Raw genomic sequence first — 15031 nt, 5'->3', positions numbered from 1 at the left:
GATTTGCCATGGCTGATATGAGCATCGCGCCGGAGCCCGGGCCGCAGGCCACACCCGCCATGCCGATGGTGGCCACGCCATCGGGCTTTGGTGGTGATATCGCGCAGGCCGCCGCCGGACTGGCCGATACGGTGGGCAATGCCATGGAGGCGCGCCACCGCATCGACCTGAAAAATGCCATGGATGCGGAAAACGCCAATGGCCAGGTGCAGATCGCCCAACTGCGCGACAAGCTGGCGGCGGCGCAGCAAGCGATCCAGAGTGATGGGAATGCGGATCCGCGCCAGTACCACGATGCGGTGATGGGGCAATTCGATCAGCTCTCACAAAATATCGCGGGCAGCGCGCAAAGCACGGTGGTGCAGCGCCAGCTGATGGCGCAGCTGGGGCAGATGCGCGCGGAAACCTCCGAGGGCGCGCGCAACTGGCAGACGATGAACCTTGGCAAGATCGCTGCCACAAATGCCCAGACCTTCAAATCGCTGAGCGACCAGCAGGCCTATGCCGCACAGACGCCAGAAGCGCTGGCGGCCATCCAGGCGCAATCGGCCGATTACTATCATTCGATGCAGGATCTGCCGGTGGCCACGCGCCATGCCGCCGCGATCGAGGATGTGCAGGGCAAGGCGCAGATCTTCGCCCAGGGCGTTGCCCAGCGTGACGGCCACCAGGCGATGACGTGGCTGCAGGATGGCACCTTCGCCAAGCTGGGGCTGCCCGGGCAGGACATGCACGCGATCGAGCGGGCCGCGCAGGCGCAGATCCGCATGCAGGAGGCGCAGGCGCGCCAGCAGGCAGCGGTGGCCAAGGCGGCCTTCAACCAGCAGGTGGAGCTGGTGAAGGGCCGCGCTGCCGCTGGTGAGGATATCGACATGCCCACGCTTTCCGGGCTGGCGAAACAGGCGCTGGCGCTGGGTGAGCCGGTGAAGGCACAGGAGCTGGGCAAGCTGCAGGAGGATCAGGCCTATGTTAAGGTCTATCGCACCATGGCCACCAATCCGGTGGCGCTGCAGCAGCATGTGGCGGCTTTGGCGGCCAAGGCCAATCCCAGCGCGGCCGATCAGCATGAGCTGGCCTGGGCGCGTGAGCATCCGGGCGGCCTGGTCTCCAACTTCACGGGCGATCCGGTGGGCTATATGGCCAAGTTCGGCGCGCCTGGCACACAGCCCCCGCCGATCAATTTCGATCAGCCGCAGACGCTGCAGGCGCGGGCCAGCTGGCGCGCCAACATTGCCCAGGCCAGCGGGATGCCCGATGCCGCGATGTTTTCCGATGCCGAGCTGGTGCCGCTGCGCCAGGCGGTGGCCAAGGGGGATGCCGGGCGCATGCAGGCGCTGGGCACGCTCGATGCACTTTCGCCTACCGATCGCGTGATGGCCGCCCGCCAGCTGATGCCGAATGACAAGCTGTTTCAGCATGAGGCGCAGGTGGATGCTGATGTGCGCGCGATGATCCACCATGGGCGCGAGGCGCAGAAGGGAAACCAGGGCTATTGGCCCTCGCCTTCCCCGCGCGACGCCAAACAGGCCTACTCCGCGCAGCAGCTCTCCAACTATGACAATGTGCTTTCCTATGCCTTGCGGGCCATGGCGCCGGAAGAGGGACAGGCGGCAAAACAGACCATGCGCGATTACCTCTCTGGCAAGTTCGCGGCGGCAGGGCGCAGTAATGCGCACGCGATCACGACAGAAGATCTGAAAGAGGCCACCACCTATGCGCTGGGTGGCCGGATCAAGGATGGTCAGCAGTTCGGTGGTGTCGGGCGCTGGGGCGCCGATGGCTCCTTCGTGGTGGTGCCGGAGACGATGCGGCCGAGTGACTTCGCGCGGGCCATCATCGGCAACCGCAGGGTGCAGGATAGCCTTGGCAAGGGGCCGGTGAACCCTGATGGATCGCCCTTCGATCTCAACGGCGCGCATCCTGTGCTGATCGGTGACGGGCTTTATCGTTGGGAAACCACCAGCGGCGTGGTGATGGGCAAGGATAAGCAGCCCTTTATCACGCGCCTGGGGCAGCACTGATGGGCGGCGTGATTGGCGCGATGCAGCCGCGCGTGGATCAATGGGGCGTGGCCCCCAAAGGCCAGGCCAGCGATAGCGACGCCAAGCCCACGCCCTGGTGGCAGGCGGCAGCGGCCAACTGGCGCGTGGCCGATGATGATGATCCGGCGCATAATCTGGGCAATCTGGTCGACGGTTACAACACCGCTGCTGATGCGCTGGTGTCGCTGGGCTATGCGGCCGATCGCTATCGCCCGGCAGGCCATACGATCCTGGGCAATACCTATGACGTGCCGGAGGAACGGCGCGCGCAGGTGTGGGCCGATATCGCCGCCGCGCGCCGCAAGGATCCGACCCTCTTCAAGGATTATCCGCAGGATCAGGGCGGCTTTGAGCAATGGGTGCGCGGGCGGCAGGGCGGCCGCGCGGCAGATCTGGCCGCCGCCGCGAAAGGTGGCATCGGCTCCGCGATCGCGCCCGGGCTTGTGCATGGCTTTACCGACCTGTTTGAAAATCCGGAGCATGCCGCGCTGTTCGCCTATGGCGGTGGCGCGCAATCGGTGGCGGGACTGGTGCTGCGCCAGGGGCTGGGCAATGCCATCGCCTCGGGCCTGATGGCGCCCACGGTGGCGGCTACCCGCGAAAAGATGGGTGTTGGCACCACGCGCGAGGATCTGGATCAGGATCTGCTCACGGGCTTCGCCGGTGGCGCGTTGCTGACGGGTGCGCATGTGGCGGTGGCCCGGGGTGTGCCGGCGGCGCTCGATCGCTTTGCGCCCGGTTTTCGCGAAGGGCAGGCGCTGGGCGGCATGGATCTGCCCGGGGCGCCCAATGCCGATATCGCCGGCGCCTTCTCGCCCGATCAGGCCAACGGCCCCACGGTGCGGAATTATCGCCCGCTGGAACCCATGAGCGATGCCGAGGCAGCCTCTGCCTTCGCGGGTGGTGTGAAGCCGGAATATCGCACGCCGGACGAGGCGGCGGCGCTGAACATCACCTGGCGCAATGTCGAGGTGGATGGGGCCAATCCCTACGCCAACACCCATGCCGGGCAGGATATGCATCAGCGGCGCCTGGCGGCGGCCGGGCAGCGTTTGCTGGGTGGCCCTGCCCGATCGCCCGTGCTGGTGCGCGGGCTGGATCCGGAAATCGTCAGCTACTTCATCGGCAAGGGTGCATCGCCGGAGGTGGCGCGCGGCATCGCTGCCGGCATCGCGGCGGAAAGCGGCAGCAACCCGCGCATCGTCAATCCCTCCAGCGGGGCCACCGGGCTGGGCCAGTGGCTGGGCGCGCGCAAGGCCCGGCTGATGGAGCGCACCGGCGGCCAGGCGCCCACCAAGGCGCAGCAGCTCGATTTCCTGTGGGAAGAGCTGAAGGGCGGTGACCCGGGCGGCAAGCATGTGCTGGGTGCCAAGGGTGAGGCCGAAGCGCTGGACGCCTATGTGCGCCGCTTTATGCGCCCCAAGGCGGGGATGGAGACCGACAGCGATCTGCGGCGAGGTATGGCGGCGCTGGGTCGCGGCGAGGATGCCCCCGTGGTGGCCTCGGCGGATGAGATGCCCATGGCGCCGGATGGCACGGCCGTGGATACCGACGTGCTGGCGGCCGATGCCGAGGTGCGCGACGCGACGGCGGATATCGACCGGCTCGACGATGGCGCCGGCGCGCGCCGATCGGCGCCGATGGATGACGATCTGGCGCCGCGCATCGATGGGGGCATGGCCGACCGGCATCCCTCGCAGGATCTGCCGCCGCTGCGCGAGGATCTGTTCGATATCCCCGAGGCGCATCAGGCTGCCCAGGCGCAGGCCGATCGCGACGCGCTGGGGCTCGATGGCGAGCCCACGCAACAGCAGTCTGCAGCCAGCGAGCCGATCGGCTTCAGCACCTCCAAGGGCTCGACCTATCGCGTCGAAGCGGACGGCAGCACCACGCGCAACAAGGCGCCCCGGCCGGAGCATCCGGGCGAGCATGAGCGGGGCTGGCAACCGACTTCCGAACAGACCTTCTATGTCGGCAAGGATGATCTGCAGCGCTTTTCCGTCTTCCAGGCGCATGGCGGCGATCCCATGCGGGTGGTGGTCGATCGCGGCCATGCGGCCCTGCAGTATACGGATGGCCCGAATGCCGGGAAGATCGTCAAGGGCACGGTGGCGCCGATCTCGACGCGGCCCGATATCGGCCTCTATCCGGTCGAGACCTGGAAGGATGGCGCCCGGGTTCACTTCGGCAATGAGATCACCATGCTGCAGCATGCATCGCCGGAGCATGTGGCGGCCCGCGCGCGTGAAGCAGCCCCGGCCGAGGCTGGTTCCGAGGCGGCGGCCCCGACGAAAGACACGACGGCTGCAGCAGCTGCAGAGGCTGGGCTTGTTCCACCGGATTTGGCCCCGCCGCCTGCCGTCCGAGAAATGTCCGATCCTGTCGGCGCCGGCGCGCGCGACCAGCTCGACGGCATGATGCACGATGTACGCGGCATGGTGGATGCCGGGGATCTGGACGGTGTGACCTTCGATATTGGCGATGGCGCGCAGATCTCCGCCGCCGAGCTGCTGGCCCGCATCGAGGGCGATGCCGAGGCGCTGAAAGCCCTGCGCGACTGCATGTAAGGAAGATCCATGAGTATCACGGCATGTCTGGTGCGCCTGCGGGCAGAGGGCAAGATCGATGGCGAGCGCGCCCGGCGCTGGACAGACGAGTATGAACGCCTGGCGCGCGAATACAGCAAGACGATGGGCCGCGTGGAAGCGGCGGAGGCGGCAAGCCGCGATACGATGGATGCGCTGGAGCGCCAGGCGCTGGTGCAATCGCGCCAGGCGCTGCTGCAGGTGGGCAAGCAGGTGGAGCTGCTGAAGCGCATGCGCGGCCAGATCGAGGGCGGCGGCAAAGTGGCGCATGTCGCCACCTCCATCATGGAGCATCATGAAGGGGCCACCGGGCATCCCGCCGTGGAAAACACGCGCGGGGCGCTCTATCGCCTGGCCTGGTCGCGCATGGGTGGTTTCCTCGGCCGGTTCGAGCGGGATCTGCTGGGGCGCATCCGCCATGGTGACGAGCTGCGCGAGCTGGTGCGAGCGCTGCGCGGTGAGCCGACGCAAAACACCAGCGCGCGCGAGATGGCCAAGGCCGTGGGTGACACCTTCGAATGGCTGCGCCAGCAGTTCAATCTGGCCGGCGGCGATATCGCCCACCTGGAAGGCTGGGGCTTGCCCCAGAGCCATGACGCGCTGGCGGTTGCCCAGGCCAAGTTTGAAAGCTGGTGGGAGTTTCATCGCCCGTTGCTCGATCCCGAGCGGATGATCGACCCGATGACGGGCAAGCCCTTCGCCAGCGAGACGGCCTTGCGTGACGCCGGGGAGTACGCCTGGCGCAACATCGCCAGCGAGGGGATGGAAGGCCAGACCCCGGGCCAGTTCCGCGGTGCCGGCAAGGTGGCCAATCGCCGGGGCGATCACCGCTTTTTCGTCTACAAGGATGCTGATGCCTGGCTGAAATACAATGACCGTTTCGGGCGCAGCGATCCCTTCGATGCCATCGTGGCGCATGTCGACAGCATGACGCGCGATATCGCGGCGATGCAGGTGCTGGGCCCCAACCCGGCCCAGACGGTGAAATGGGTGTCTGACATGCTGCGCCAGAACGCGCTGCCGACCATGGCGGAGGGCAAGGAAATCCGTCTTGAGGCCAAGGCGACCAAGGCGGCCAATGTGCTGGGCGACATGTGGGATTACTACAGCGGCGCGCTGACCGCGATCCCACCGGAGTTCCGGGGCACGGCCCGCTTTTTCAGCAGCTTTCGCAACTGGAATGTGATGACGAAGCTGGGCAGCGCCGCGATCAGTGCCGTGATGACCGACCCCACCTTCATGGGCATGACGGCGCGGTTCAATGGCCTGCCGGTGATGCGCGAGATGGGCAACTGGCTCAAGCTGTTCAACCCGCTCGATGCCGGCCACCGCGAGCTGGCGGAGCGCGCGGGGCTGATCTTTGGTGAAATGACCCAGCGTGCCGAGGCGATCTGGCGCGAGGGGCGCAATGTGAACGTGCATGAGATGACGCGGCGGGGCGCCGATGCGCTGATGCGCGCCAGCCTGCTTTCGCCCCATACGGTGGCCGCCAAGCAATCGCTGGGCCTGTCCTTCATGATGGATTGGGCGGAGCATGCCGGGCAGCGCTTTGACAAGCTGGCCGCACCCAAGCGCCAGAGCCTGGAGCGCTATGGCATCACGGCGCAGGATTGGGACGCGCTGCGCGCCGTGCCGATCTTCGAACAGGGCGGCGCCAAGATCCTGCGCCCCAGCGATCTGGCGCGCGATGGCGGGGCGGAAGGGCTGGCCACGGCCACCAAATTCATGAGCCTGATCGACAGTGAAACGCGCTTTGGCGTGCCGGGCGAAAGCCTGCGTGCGCAATCGGCGGTGGCGACGTTTGGCAATGCCACGCGGATCCGCAGGGGCACTGCTTTGGGCGAAGTTCTAACCAGCATGAACCAGTTCAAAACCTATAGCGTCATCATGATGATGACCCATCTGCAGCGGGCCATGTATGGCAATGGCGGCATGGGTCGCGTGGCCTATGCGCTGGCGCTGCCCACCTTCCTGACGCTGGGCGGCTTTCTGGCGAATGGCATGCTGGATGTTGCCCAGGGCAAGGATCCCTCGCCGGTGGCGACGAAGCTATCGCTGGGCCGTGCGATCGCGCGCGGTGGTGGGCTGGGCATCGTGGGCGATTTGCTTTCGGCCGGGATGACTGACAAGCGTAGCACCACCGGCCCCGTCACGGGTTTTCTGGCTGGGCCTACCTTGGGTTCGATTTTTGATCCTGCTGTCAGCCTGGTCGCCGGCAACCTTACCCGGGCATCCGAAGACAAGACAACCTCCGTGGGATCTGAAGCGGTGCGCATGTTTCGGGGTGCGGTGCCGGGTAGCAACCTGTGGTACACGCGCCTGGCCTTCAATCGGCTGTGGGCCGATCATCTGCAGCAATGGGCAGATCCCAATTATGCGCAGAGCTGGGCACGTATGCAGCAGACGGCGCAGCAGCAGGGCACGCAATTCTATTGGGCACCTGGAGAGGCTGGGCCCGCGCGTGCACCGGATCTTGCCAATGCGACAAAAGCGCCAGAGCCGCAGCCTTGACGCCAAACCCGCCTTATGGGAAATAGCACGCGCTGGCCTAGCGCATGCGCCCCGGCATCCTTGGTGAGGTCCACCCGGCGAGCGGCCGTTAAGCGCCAGAAGTGGCCCCGCAGCGCGGCCTAGCCCTTCGCTCAACCGATCCATGAGCGAGGGCCCTTATGACCGTAACGGTCGAAACCCCTGTCACGTTTGATGAAGGTGACGGTGTCAGCACCAGTTTCCTGCTGGGCTTCACCTATGGTGCCGTGGGCGATGTGGCTGTGTCCGTCATGCTGAACGGCAGCCCGCTGGCGATGGCCTATGCCATCATCGGCGGCAGTTGCGTGTTCGATGCAGCTCCGCCGGCCGGCGCGAAAATCACCATGATGCGGACCACGCCGGTCGAGCAGGATGCGGGCTTTCCCTCATCCGGAGCCTTCCCTTCGGCCAGCTTTGAAAAGCAGCTCGATCGCCTGACCCGTGTGGCGCAGGAGCAGGTTGTGGCCCGGGCGGCCGCCGTGGCGGCGGCGCCGGGGCAAACGGCTCCGGGCCTTGATATTTCCGGGCTGATCGATGGTGATCTGCTGCAGATGCGGGGCGGTGTGCTCTCCCGCGTGGCGCGCGAGGTCTTCGCCGGAAAATTCTATGGTGGCGATGCCTCGGGCGCGCTGACGCCGCTCTCCGGCACCGGGGCGGATGCTGCGCTGCGTGTGGATCTGGCGCAAGGAACCGGCGTCAATCTGGTGGGCGGGGCCGCCAACAGCACGCTTGGCAATGTTGAGGCCATCAAGCGCCAGCTGGCGGGCACCACGTTCCTCACTCAGCTGGCCGGCACGACATACCCTTTTCAGGATCTGGTGGGTGATCAGGAGCCGTTCGGCACGGTGCTGGCTCCGCTGGTGCCGATTTCTGCCTATCCCACATCCTTCACCACCCTGAAGAATGCCTACGCCTATATCGGCGCCGGGCATGTGGGCGGCGTTCAGCTGGCGATCGACTATCTGCAGGTTCGCGGCGCGCCGGCTGTCTCCAGCGAAAACCAGAACTATGTCTCGCGGCAGTTCTTCACCAGCGTCACCGCCAACATGGGTGGCACAGCCCTGACGATGGCTGACAGCAAAGGCCAGTTCTTCGGCTTTGGGTCTCTGGCGGTGGCCTACCCGGGGGCGACAAATCTCCGCAATCTGACGGCGGCCGAGATCAATGTGCAGGCGAGTGCCGGTGCGACGGTGGCCTATAAGAGCGGCCTGCAGGTCGTCGGCATGCCGGATGACAAGGCGCAGGGCACCGTTTACGATGCTGCCATCAGCCTTTCCAACCAGGCCGGTGCGGTGGGCTTTGGCGTTGGCCTGCTGGTGTCCAGCAATGCCAATGGCCAGCAAAGTGTTTCGACCGGCGGCACGCTGATTGCCGCGCTTGATTTTCCATCTTGCGCAACGGGGCTGAATTTCAACGGCGTCACCTTCAGCCAGAACGCCTTTCTATCGAACGGCTTCGCGGTCGATGGCTCGGGCGGGATGACGGTTGGTAACATCATCCAGCCAGCGGCTGGCGCGCTGATCCGCCTGGGCGCCTCTGGCACGGCCAGTTCGGTGGGGCTTCAGTTCAAATCCTCTGGTGCCACTGCGGGGCTGTACGACTCAGCCATCACGGGCTTTGGCGGCGGCGGTACGCAAGGCCAGGGCGGTATTTCGGTGGATTGCTCTGCTTTCCAGCCCGGTCAGACCAACTATGCATCCCTTGGTGCCCCCAGCAAGCTCTGGGACCAGGTCTACGCGGCCACCACGGCGATCAATACCTCCGACCTCACCCGCAAGACGGTGCTGGGCAAGCTGTCCGATGCGCAGTTTTCCTCGGTGCTGGATGCGATTGGCGAGGTCGATCTGATCGCCTTCAAGTTCAACGATGCGATCGTGGCGAAGGGTGAGGCCGAAGCGCGCAAGCATGCCGGCATCGGTGCCCAGCAGGTGCAGGAGCGCTTTCAGGCTCATGGCCTCGATGGGTTCGAGTGGGGCGTTCTCGGCACCGATCCCGATATGGAAGATATCGAGGAAGACTATCAGACCGAACGTCAGGTCACAGAGGCGGCCACGCGGGAGGAAAAGCAGGTTGTCATCGAGGATGGCAAGCCGGTGCAGAAGGTGGTTTCCGTACCGTACGACAAGCCGGTGTATGACCGGATGGACGTGCTGGATGAAAGCGGAAACCCTGTGATCATTCCGGGCCTTCCCGCCCGCACTGTCGCCGCCACGGATGCTTCGGGGCAGATCCTGCTCAATCCGGACGGCACCTTTGTGGGGCGCGAAATCCCGGCCACGCAGGATGCGCCGCTCACATATCCCGTGCCGCGCATGGAACCCGTCACGCTCAAGCGCAAGGTATCCCGGCAAAAGACCGATGCGGATGGAAAGCCTGCTCTGATCTGGTCGGTGCGCATGCATGAATTTTGGGCGCTGCGCATGGCCTATGAACAGCGCGAGCGGCTGAAGCTGGCGGGCAGCGGGGTGACGGCCTGATGTCCGCTCCGCTCTCCGATCTGAGCCTGCCGGTGCAGCGCCCCGTCCTCGATCTTCTTTCCGCTTTTGGGGTGGTGTTGGTGACTGGAATTATCAATGCGCTGCCGACGATTGCCCAGATCCTGGGCGTGGTGGTGCTGCTGCTGACGGTTTGGGAGAAGCCGACGGTGCAGGCCCTGGTGCTTCGGCTGCGCACGTCTTTCAGCCGGAGGGATGACGATGCGCTTGGTCGATGATGCGCGCCAGTTCTGGCGCCTGTGGTCGGTTCGGGTTCACGCGCTGATCGCGCTGTGCGTGGGCGCCGTGGTGAGCGATCCGCATATCCTGACCGGCCTGGTCTATTACGTGCCCGATCCTTGGCGGCCGCTGGCCGGATCCTTCGCGGGCATCGTGGTGTTCGGCATGCCCACCGTGGCGCGCCTGCTCAAGCAAGGGGGTAAATCCGATGGCTGATCCTGCGCAGAATGAACCGGCGCCCAAGAGCGCCAGGAAAGGCACGCTGGTGGCGCTGATCGGCGCGGCCTCTGCCCTGGGTGTGTTCACCCTCATCCCGGCGGAGGAAAGCGGGCGCAAGGTTTCGGTCTCGATCGCGCAGGATGGCACGGCCCAGATCCAGAACGTCAGCGGGCCGCAATATCTGGTGGCCTATCTCGATATGGTGAAGGTGCCCACCGCCTGCGATGGGCTGACCGGGCCCGACATCAAGGCGGGCATGCGCTTCACGCCGGCGCAATGCACGGCGCGCCTGCAGGATGCCCTGATCCAGCATGCCCAGGGGGTGATGGCCTGCACGCCCGGGCTGAAGCTGGGCGCCTATCGACGTGACAATGTGCGGACCGCCATGGTTTCGCTGGGGTACAATGTGGGCACCGGCGCTTATTGCCGGTCCAGCATCCCGGGCAAGATCAACACCGGCCATATCCGCGAGGCCTGCGATGCCCTGCTTTCCTTCAACAGGGCCGGTGGCCGCGTGGTTTCCGGTCTGACCGCCCGTCGCCAGCGCGAGCGGGCGATCTGCATGAAGGATGCGGCATGATCAAGATCCCCACGCCTTCCCTGCGCACGGTGGCCATCGTGATCGGCGTGCTGCTGCTGATCGGCGGAGCCTGGTATGCGGTTGCCACGCTGACGGGCGGCAAGGCGGCGCAGGTCAAGGGCAAGCTGGATAGCGCAGTGGCCGGCGCGGCTGTCTCCAATGCGGCCGATGCCGTCACCGTGGTGCAAGAGCGCGCCGCCTCCGAAACCAACCTCAACATAAAGGTGACCAATGCGCAATCTGCTGTGCGGGCCGCGAGCGATGGTGCTGGCGCTGACGCTGCTGGCCGTGCCGGGCTGTGTTCCATCTCCGCCAGTTTCTGCGCCGCCTCCTGACTGCAGCAGCCTGGTGCCTTCCTCGTGGAAGGATGGGGTGAAGCATGCACCGGCGCCGGCGCAGGAGAGTGATCCCCTCGCCCAGCTGAAGGCATGGGTGGGCTTCGGCATGGCCGAGGCGGCGAATGTGGAAGCCGCCAACGGGCGCACCGTCGATGCCATGGGCATTATGGAGCGCTGCGAGGCGCGTGATGCGGCGGCGGTGCGCAAGGTGGCGCGGCGCAAGATCCTTGGCCTGTTTTGAAGGGAACGATCAATGGCGAATGCATTGCAGGCTCTGCCGGGAAAACCGGGGGCGTTTACGGCGATCACGCAATGGGATGGTACGCTGATCCCCATGGCCGCCTTCCCCACGGTGGTGATCTGGTGCTGGGTGGCGCCCACTGCGCCGGCAACGATCATGGCTGGTGATGGCACCAACATGATCGCGCAGTCGGCGGTAAGCAACACGGCTGCGGGGATGGCCACCACCTCCACCATTTCCGCGCCTGGCCGCTATACGCTGCCGGGCGGATCTTATCTGTCGCTGCTGAACGCCGCTGGCGGTAGCTTCAGCATCTGCGGAGTGTCCTGATATGCCGTTGGATATCATGGCCGAGGGCATGGCCGCTGCAGCTGGGGCAAGTGCCAGGTCGGCGGCGCTAAGGGCCCGCGCGAATACCGCCATCAGCAAGCCCGCGCTGATATCCTCGCGCTCGCTGATCCTTGCCCAGGGCAACGTCACGCCTGGCGCCGCAGGTGGATGGCGCGTGAATGATGCCAGCATGGGGGTGCTTTCTCTCGACAGCACGATGCGCCGTCGCCCTGGTTATGATGTGACGAAGCTGGATGGCACGGGCACTACGGGTGGTGTGTTCAAGTCTATGCGCATCGCCACCAATGCGATCAACAGCGCCGGGCCGATAGGGCTGTGGTTGTGGTCTCCGGTCAACAGCGCGGGTGGCCTGAGTACCAATCTGCGCTGGTCCACCGATACGCCGGCGGCCAACCCGCCGCTTGTTTCGCCCGTAAACTCCTATGAGATGGACTTCACGGCGGAGGGGCAGCAGCGTGGATGCTGGTCTTTCCTGTCGGTCTCGGGGCCAACGGGCAAAATCTTCGGATCTTCCACGCCTAATGGCACGGCGGTCATCACCAATGGCGCGCCGGCTGCTGGCACCATCAAACAGCTGGATCTGATCGTGTCCTGGAATGCAGCTACCCCGGCGGCCGAACGGTATCTCTATATCGACAATGCCGAGGTGGGCGGCAAGGCTAAGCCGATGGTGGTGATCGGCTTCGACGGTTATGGCGACAACGCCACCAGCGTGGCCAACAAGCTGGCCAAGTTCGATCAGTATGGCATCCTGGGCTATGTCGCGGGCGATGGTGACAGCGCAGTGGCCTCCGCCTCGATCCTGCATCAGTTCTATGATCGCGGGTGGGATGTCGTCACCCAGGGGATGAACCATCTGGATTATGGCGCCAATCCGGGCAACCTGTCGGCCGACTATGACACGGCGGTGGGTATCCTGACCGGGCTGGGCTTTACGCGAAGCCTTGACCAGTTCGCCTATCCCTACAACAGTCGGAACGCTCAATGCGATGCGATCCTTCGGGCCAAGGGCGTGCGCCTGGGCCGTACCGTGCTGGGCAATCAGCGCGTGCCCTACAACACCACGGGCACCATCGATCTGCTTTCAACCGGCGCCGGCGACATCGACAACAGGACGGCCGCGCAGGTGCAAGCCTGGGTGGATGAGGCGGTGGCTTCGGGATCGCACCTCTATCTCTATGGCCATGGCGTGAACAATGCTGCCGGATCCAGCACCAACATGCTGCTTTCGGAATTCAATACGATGATGGATTATATCGGCGGCCTGCATCAGGCGGGCACGCTGGAAGTGGTGACGCCGACCGTATTTGCTGACCGACTTCTGGCCTAATCTGGCTGGGGGATGTTGGAATTCCAACATTGGAAATGTTGGAATTCCAATCATCATCAAGGCCTAAACCTTTGATTTTATGGTGCGCCCGACTGGATTCGAACCAGTGGCCCCAAGCTTAGAAGGCTCGTGCTCTATCCAACTGAGCTACGGGCGCACACCATGCCTGCCGAACGAAGCATCCGGCAAGCCCTCCCATAGCCATGTCTTGCCCCCGGCGCAAAGGTGGTTACTGTGGTTTTTCACCGCCATCGCATTCCCTTGCCCCACCCGGAGCCCCGCATGACCGACCAGACCCACCTCCGCACCGTAGAGGCGAGCGATCTGGCCCACAAACCCATGCGCTATTTCGACTTTGTGATGGCCGCCTTCGTGGCGATCCTGCTGCTCTCCAACGTGCTGGGCGCGGGCAAGGTGGCGAAAGTCGACCTGCCCGTCATCGGCGACTGGCCCTTTGGCGCGGGCATCCTGTTCTTCCCGCTGGGCTACCTCATCGGCGACATCCTCACCGAGGTTTACGGCTACGCCCGCGCCCGCCGCTGCGTGTGGGTGGGCTTTGTGGCGCTGCTGTTCATGGCGTTCATGTCGTGGGTGGTCGTCACCCTGCCCCCCGCGCCGGACTGGACCGGGCAATCGGCCTATGACGCCGTCTTCGGCCAGGTGCCGCGCATCGTCTTCGCCAGCGTCTGCGCCTTCTGGTTCGGTGAATTCGCCAACAGCTTCGTCCTCGCCCGCATGAAGGTCTGGACCAGGGGCGAGAAGCTGTGGACGCGCACCATCGGTTCCACCGTGGTGGGCCAGGCGGTGGACAGCATCGTGTTCTATCCGCTGGCCTTTCTGGGGGCCTCGGGCTGGACGCCCGCTCTGGTGGTGAAGGTGCTGGTGACCAACTGGGCGCTGAAAGTGAGCTGGGAGGTGATCCTGACGCCGGTGACTTACGCCGTGGTCGGCTTCCTGAAGCGCGCAGAAGGCGTGGAGGTGTTCGACACGCACACGAATTTCACGCCGTTCAGCGCTAAAGTATAAAGAGATGAAGCAGGGGGCCATCGCCCCCTGCATCCCCGGGCTTGCATTGACCTGCGGCGCGGAGACCTTGCGCAAGGCCGAACCGGGGCGCCACGCAGACAATAATGGGAGCGCGAGGGTGTAACACCCTCGCATGTCCTCTTTTCTTCCAATCAATCCGCGATCAAAGCCGCCGCCAGATAGATCAACACTGGCGCGCCGACGCCCAGCAGGGTAGCCAGCACGAAGACGATCCGCACCAGCATGACATCGACATCGAAATACTCGGAAAGTCCCGAGCAAACGCCCAGCAGCTTGCGGTTGGAACGGCTGAGGGCGAAAGACTTGCGCTGCGGAAGAGCCATGATGATATCCCCTTGAGACGATCTGAAGCCGGGCGAACCATCTCCGCCCGGCGATACAGCCTGCATCGCAACAGCTGTGCCAAATGCCGAAAACCGCGCAAATCCGGGGCGCAGCATCACGACACGGCGCGCATTTTCCCAAAGCTTGGCAAAAATTCCACCATAGCGCCGGCTCGCCAACCCCGTTACAGCCCGCCCATGCTTGACCGCATCCGCCTCGCCTGGTTCCGCAACCACCGCAACACCGCCTTGAGCGGCGCGCGGGCGTTCAACCTGCTGCTGGGCGAGAATGGCGCGGGCAAGACCAATGTTCTGGAGGCCATCAGCCTCTTCGCGCCGGGCCGAGGCCTGCGCCGGGCCGCTTTGCCGGAGATGGCCGGTCAGGGGGGCGATGGCTCCTTTGCGGTCGCGGCCGATCTGGTGCTGCCGGGCGGCGAGCCCCTGCGCATCGGCACCGGCACCAGTCCCGACAAGCCGGGCCGCCGCATCCTGCGCGTCAACGGCGCGGACACGCCCGCCGTCGCGCTGAGCGAACACCTCTCGATCTTCTGGCTGACCCCGGCGATGGACCGCCTGTTCACCGACAGCCCTTCGGCCCGCCGCCGCTTCCTCGACCGCATGGTGCTGGCGGTGGAACCGGCGCATGCCCGCGCCTCCTCGCACCTTGAGCGCGCCCTGACCGAGCGCAACCGTCTGCTCGCCCTGCCCGCCACACCCGACCGCCAGTGGCTC

13 protein-coding genes, 1 tRNA gene and 1 pseudogene are annotated in these 15031 nt (G+C 65.2%); 13 read left to right on the top strand and 2 right to left on the bottom strand.

From position 1 onward, the window contains the following. The first annotated feature begins 8 nt into the window (after positions 1-8). The 11 genes from SR3_RS22405 to SR3_RS22355 all read left to right on the top strand — a co-directional run bounded on the left by SR3_RS22405 (position 9) and on the right by SR3_RS22355 (position 12929). Positions 9-2021 carry a hypothetical protein gene (locus SR3_RS22405; protein WP_157099034.1) on the top strand — a complete coding sequence of 671 codons (2013 nt, stop codon included), beginning with the start codon at positions 9-11 and terminating at the stop codon, positions 2019-2021. Then, positions 2021-4609, top strand: a complete 2589-nt coding sequence (locus tag SR3_RS22400) for a phage tail tip lysozyme (protein ID WP_068090888.1) — start codon at positions 2021-2023, stop codon at positions 4607-4609. Before SR3_RS22405 ends, SR3_RS22400 begins: the two co-directional genes overlap by 1 nt. A 9-nt stretch (positions 4610-4618) precedes the next feature. Continuing rightward, positions 4619-7138 carry a hypothetical protein gene (locus tag SR3_RS22395; protein WP_068090886.1) on the top strand — a complete coding sequence of 840 codons (2520 nt, stop codon included), beginning with the start codon at positions 4619-4621 and terminating at the stop codon, positions 7136-7138. Positions 7139-7296: 158 nt separating this feature from the next. Next, entirely contained in the window at positions 7297-9633 is a 2337-nt protein-coding gene (locus SR3_RS22390; protein ID WP_068090884.1) for a tail fiber domain-containing protein, read from the top strand. After that, entirely contained in the window at positions 9633-9869 is a 237-nt protein-coding gene (locus SR3_RS22385) for a hypothetical protein (RefSeq protein ID WP_068090882.1), read from the top strand. Before SR3_RS22390 ends, SR3_RS22385 begins: the two co-directional genes overlap by 1 nt. Then, on the top strand, positions 9853-10086 hold the full coding sequence (locus tag SR3_RS22380; RefSeq protein WP_068090880.1) for a DUF7940 domain-containing protein: 234 nt from the start codon (positions 9853-9855) through the stop codon (positions 10084-10086). The genes SR3_RS22385 and SR3_RS22380 overlap by 17 nt, the downstream gene beginning before the upstream one ends. Continuing rightward, a complete protein-coding gene (locus tag SR3_RS32240; RefSeq protein ID WP_068090878.1) occupies positions 10079-10669 on the top strand; it encodes a lysozyme in 591 nt (196 codons plus the stop codon). Before SR3_RS22380 ends, SR3_RS32240 begins: the two co-directional genes overlap by 8 nt. Next, positions 10666-11004: a hypothetical protein gene (locus SR3_RS22370; protein WP_068090876.1), complete on the top strand. Its 339-nt coding sequence runs from the start codon at positions 10666-10668 to the stop codon at positions 11002-11004. Before SR3_RS32240 ends, SR3_RS22370 begins: the two co-directional genes overlap by 4 nt. Before the next feature lie 37 nt (positions 11005-11041). Then, positions 11042-11248, top strand: coding sequence for a hypothetical protein (locus SR3_RS22365; RefSeq protein WP_068090875.1), 207 nt, complete (start codon positions 11042-11044; stop codon positions 11246-11248). Between the two features lie 12 nt (positions 11249-11260). Beyond that, positions 11261-11578 carry a hypothetical protein gene (locus SR3_RS22360; protein ID WP_068090873.1) on the top strand — a complete coding sequence of 106 codons (318 nt, stop codon included), beginning with the start codon at positions 11261-11263 and terminating at the stop codon, positions 11576-11578. A 1-nt stretch (position 11579) separates the two neighbouring features. Then, a complete protein-coding gene (locus SR3_RS22355) occupies positions 11580-12929 on the top strand; it encodes a polysaccharide deacetylase family protein (RefSeq protein WP_068090872.1) in 1350 nt (449 codons plus the stop codon). An 80-nt stretch (positions 12930-13009) separates the two neighbouring features. Here SR3_RS22355 and SR3_RS22350 read toward each other — a convergent pair. Then, positions 13010-13086 (bottom strand) — tRNA-Arg (locus tag SR3_RS22350). A gap of 125 nt (positions 13087-13211) precedes the next feature. Between SR3_RS22350 and SR3_RS22345 the strand changes: the two genes are divergently transcribed. Further along, positions 13212-13955, top strand: a complete 744-nt coding sequence (locus SR3_RS22345; protein WP_068090870.1) for a queuosine precursor transporter — start codon at positions 13212-13214, stop codon at positions 13953-13955. Between the two features lie 152 nt (positions 13956-14107). On the opposite strand, the gene SR3_RS22340 is transcribed toward SR3_RS22345, so the two are convergent. After that, positions 14108-14299, bottom strand: a complete 192-nt coding sequence (locus SR3_RS22340; RefSeq protein WP_068090975.1) for a PspC domain-containing protein — start codon at positions 14297-14299, stop codon at positions 14108-14110. A gap of 198 nt (positions 14300-14497) precedes the next feature. Between SR3_RS22340 and SR3_RS22335 the strand changes: the two are divergent. Then, positions 14498-15031: pseudogene (locus SR3_RS22335) on the top strand (DNA replication/repair protein RecF); the annotation flags it as partial.

Source organism: Novosphingobium rosa NBRC 15208 (genome assembly GCF_001598555.1).
Lineage (GTDB): Bacteria > Pseudomonadota > Alphaproteobacteria > Sphingomonadales > Sphingomonadaceae > Novosphingobium > Novosphingobium rosa.
This window is presented reverse-complemented; position numbering and strand designations above follow the sequence as displayed.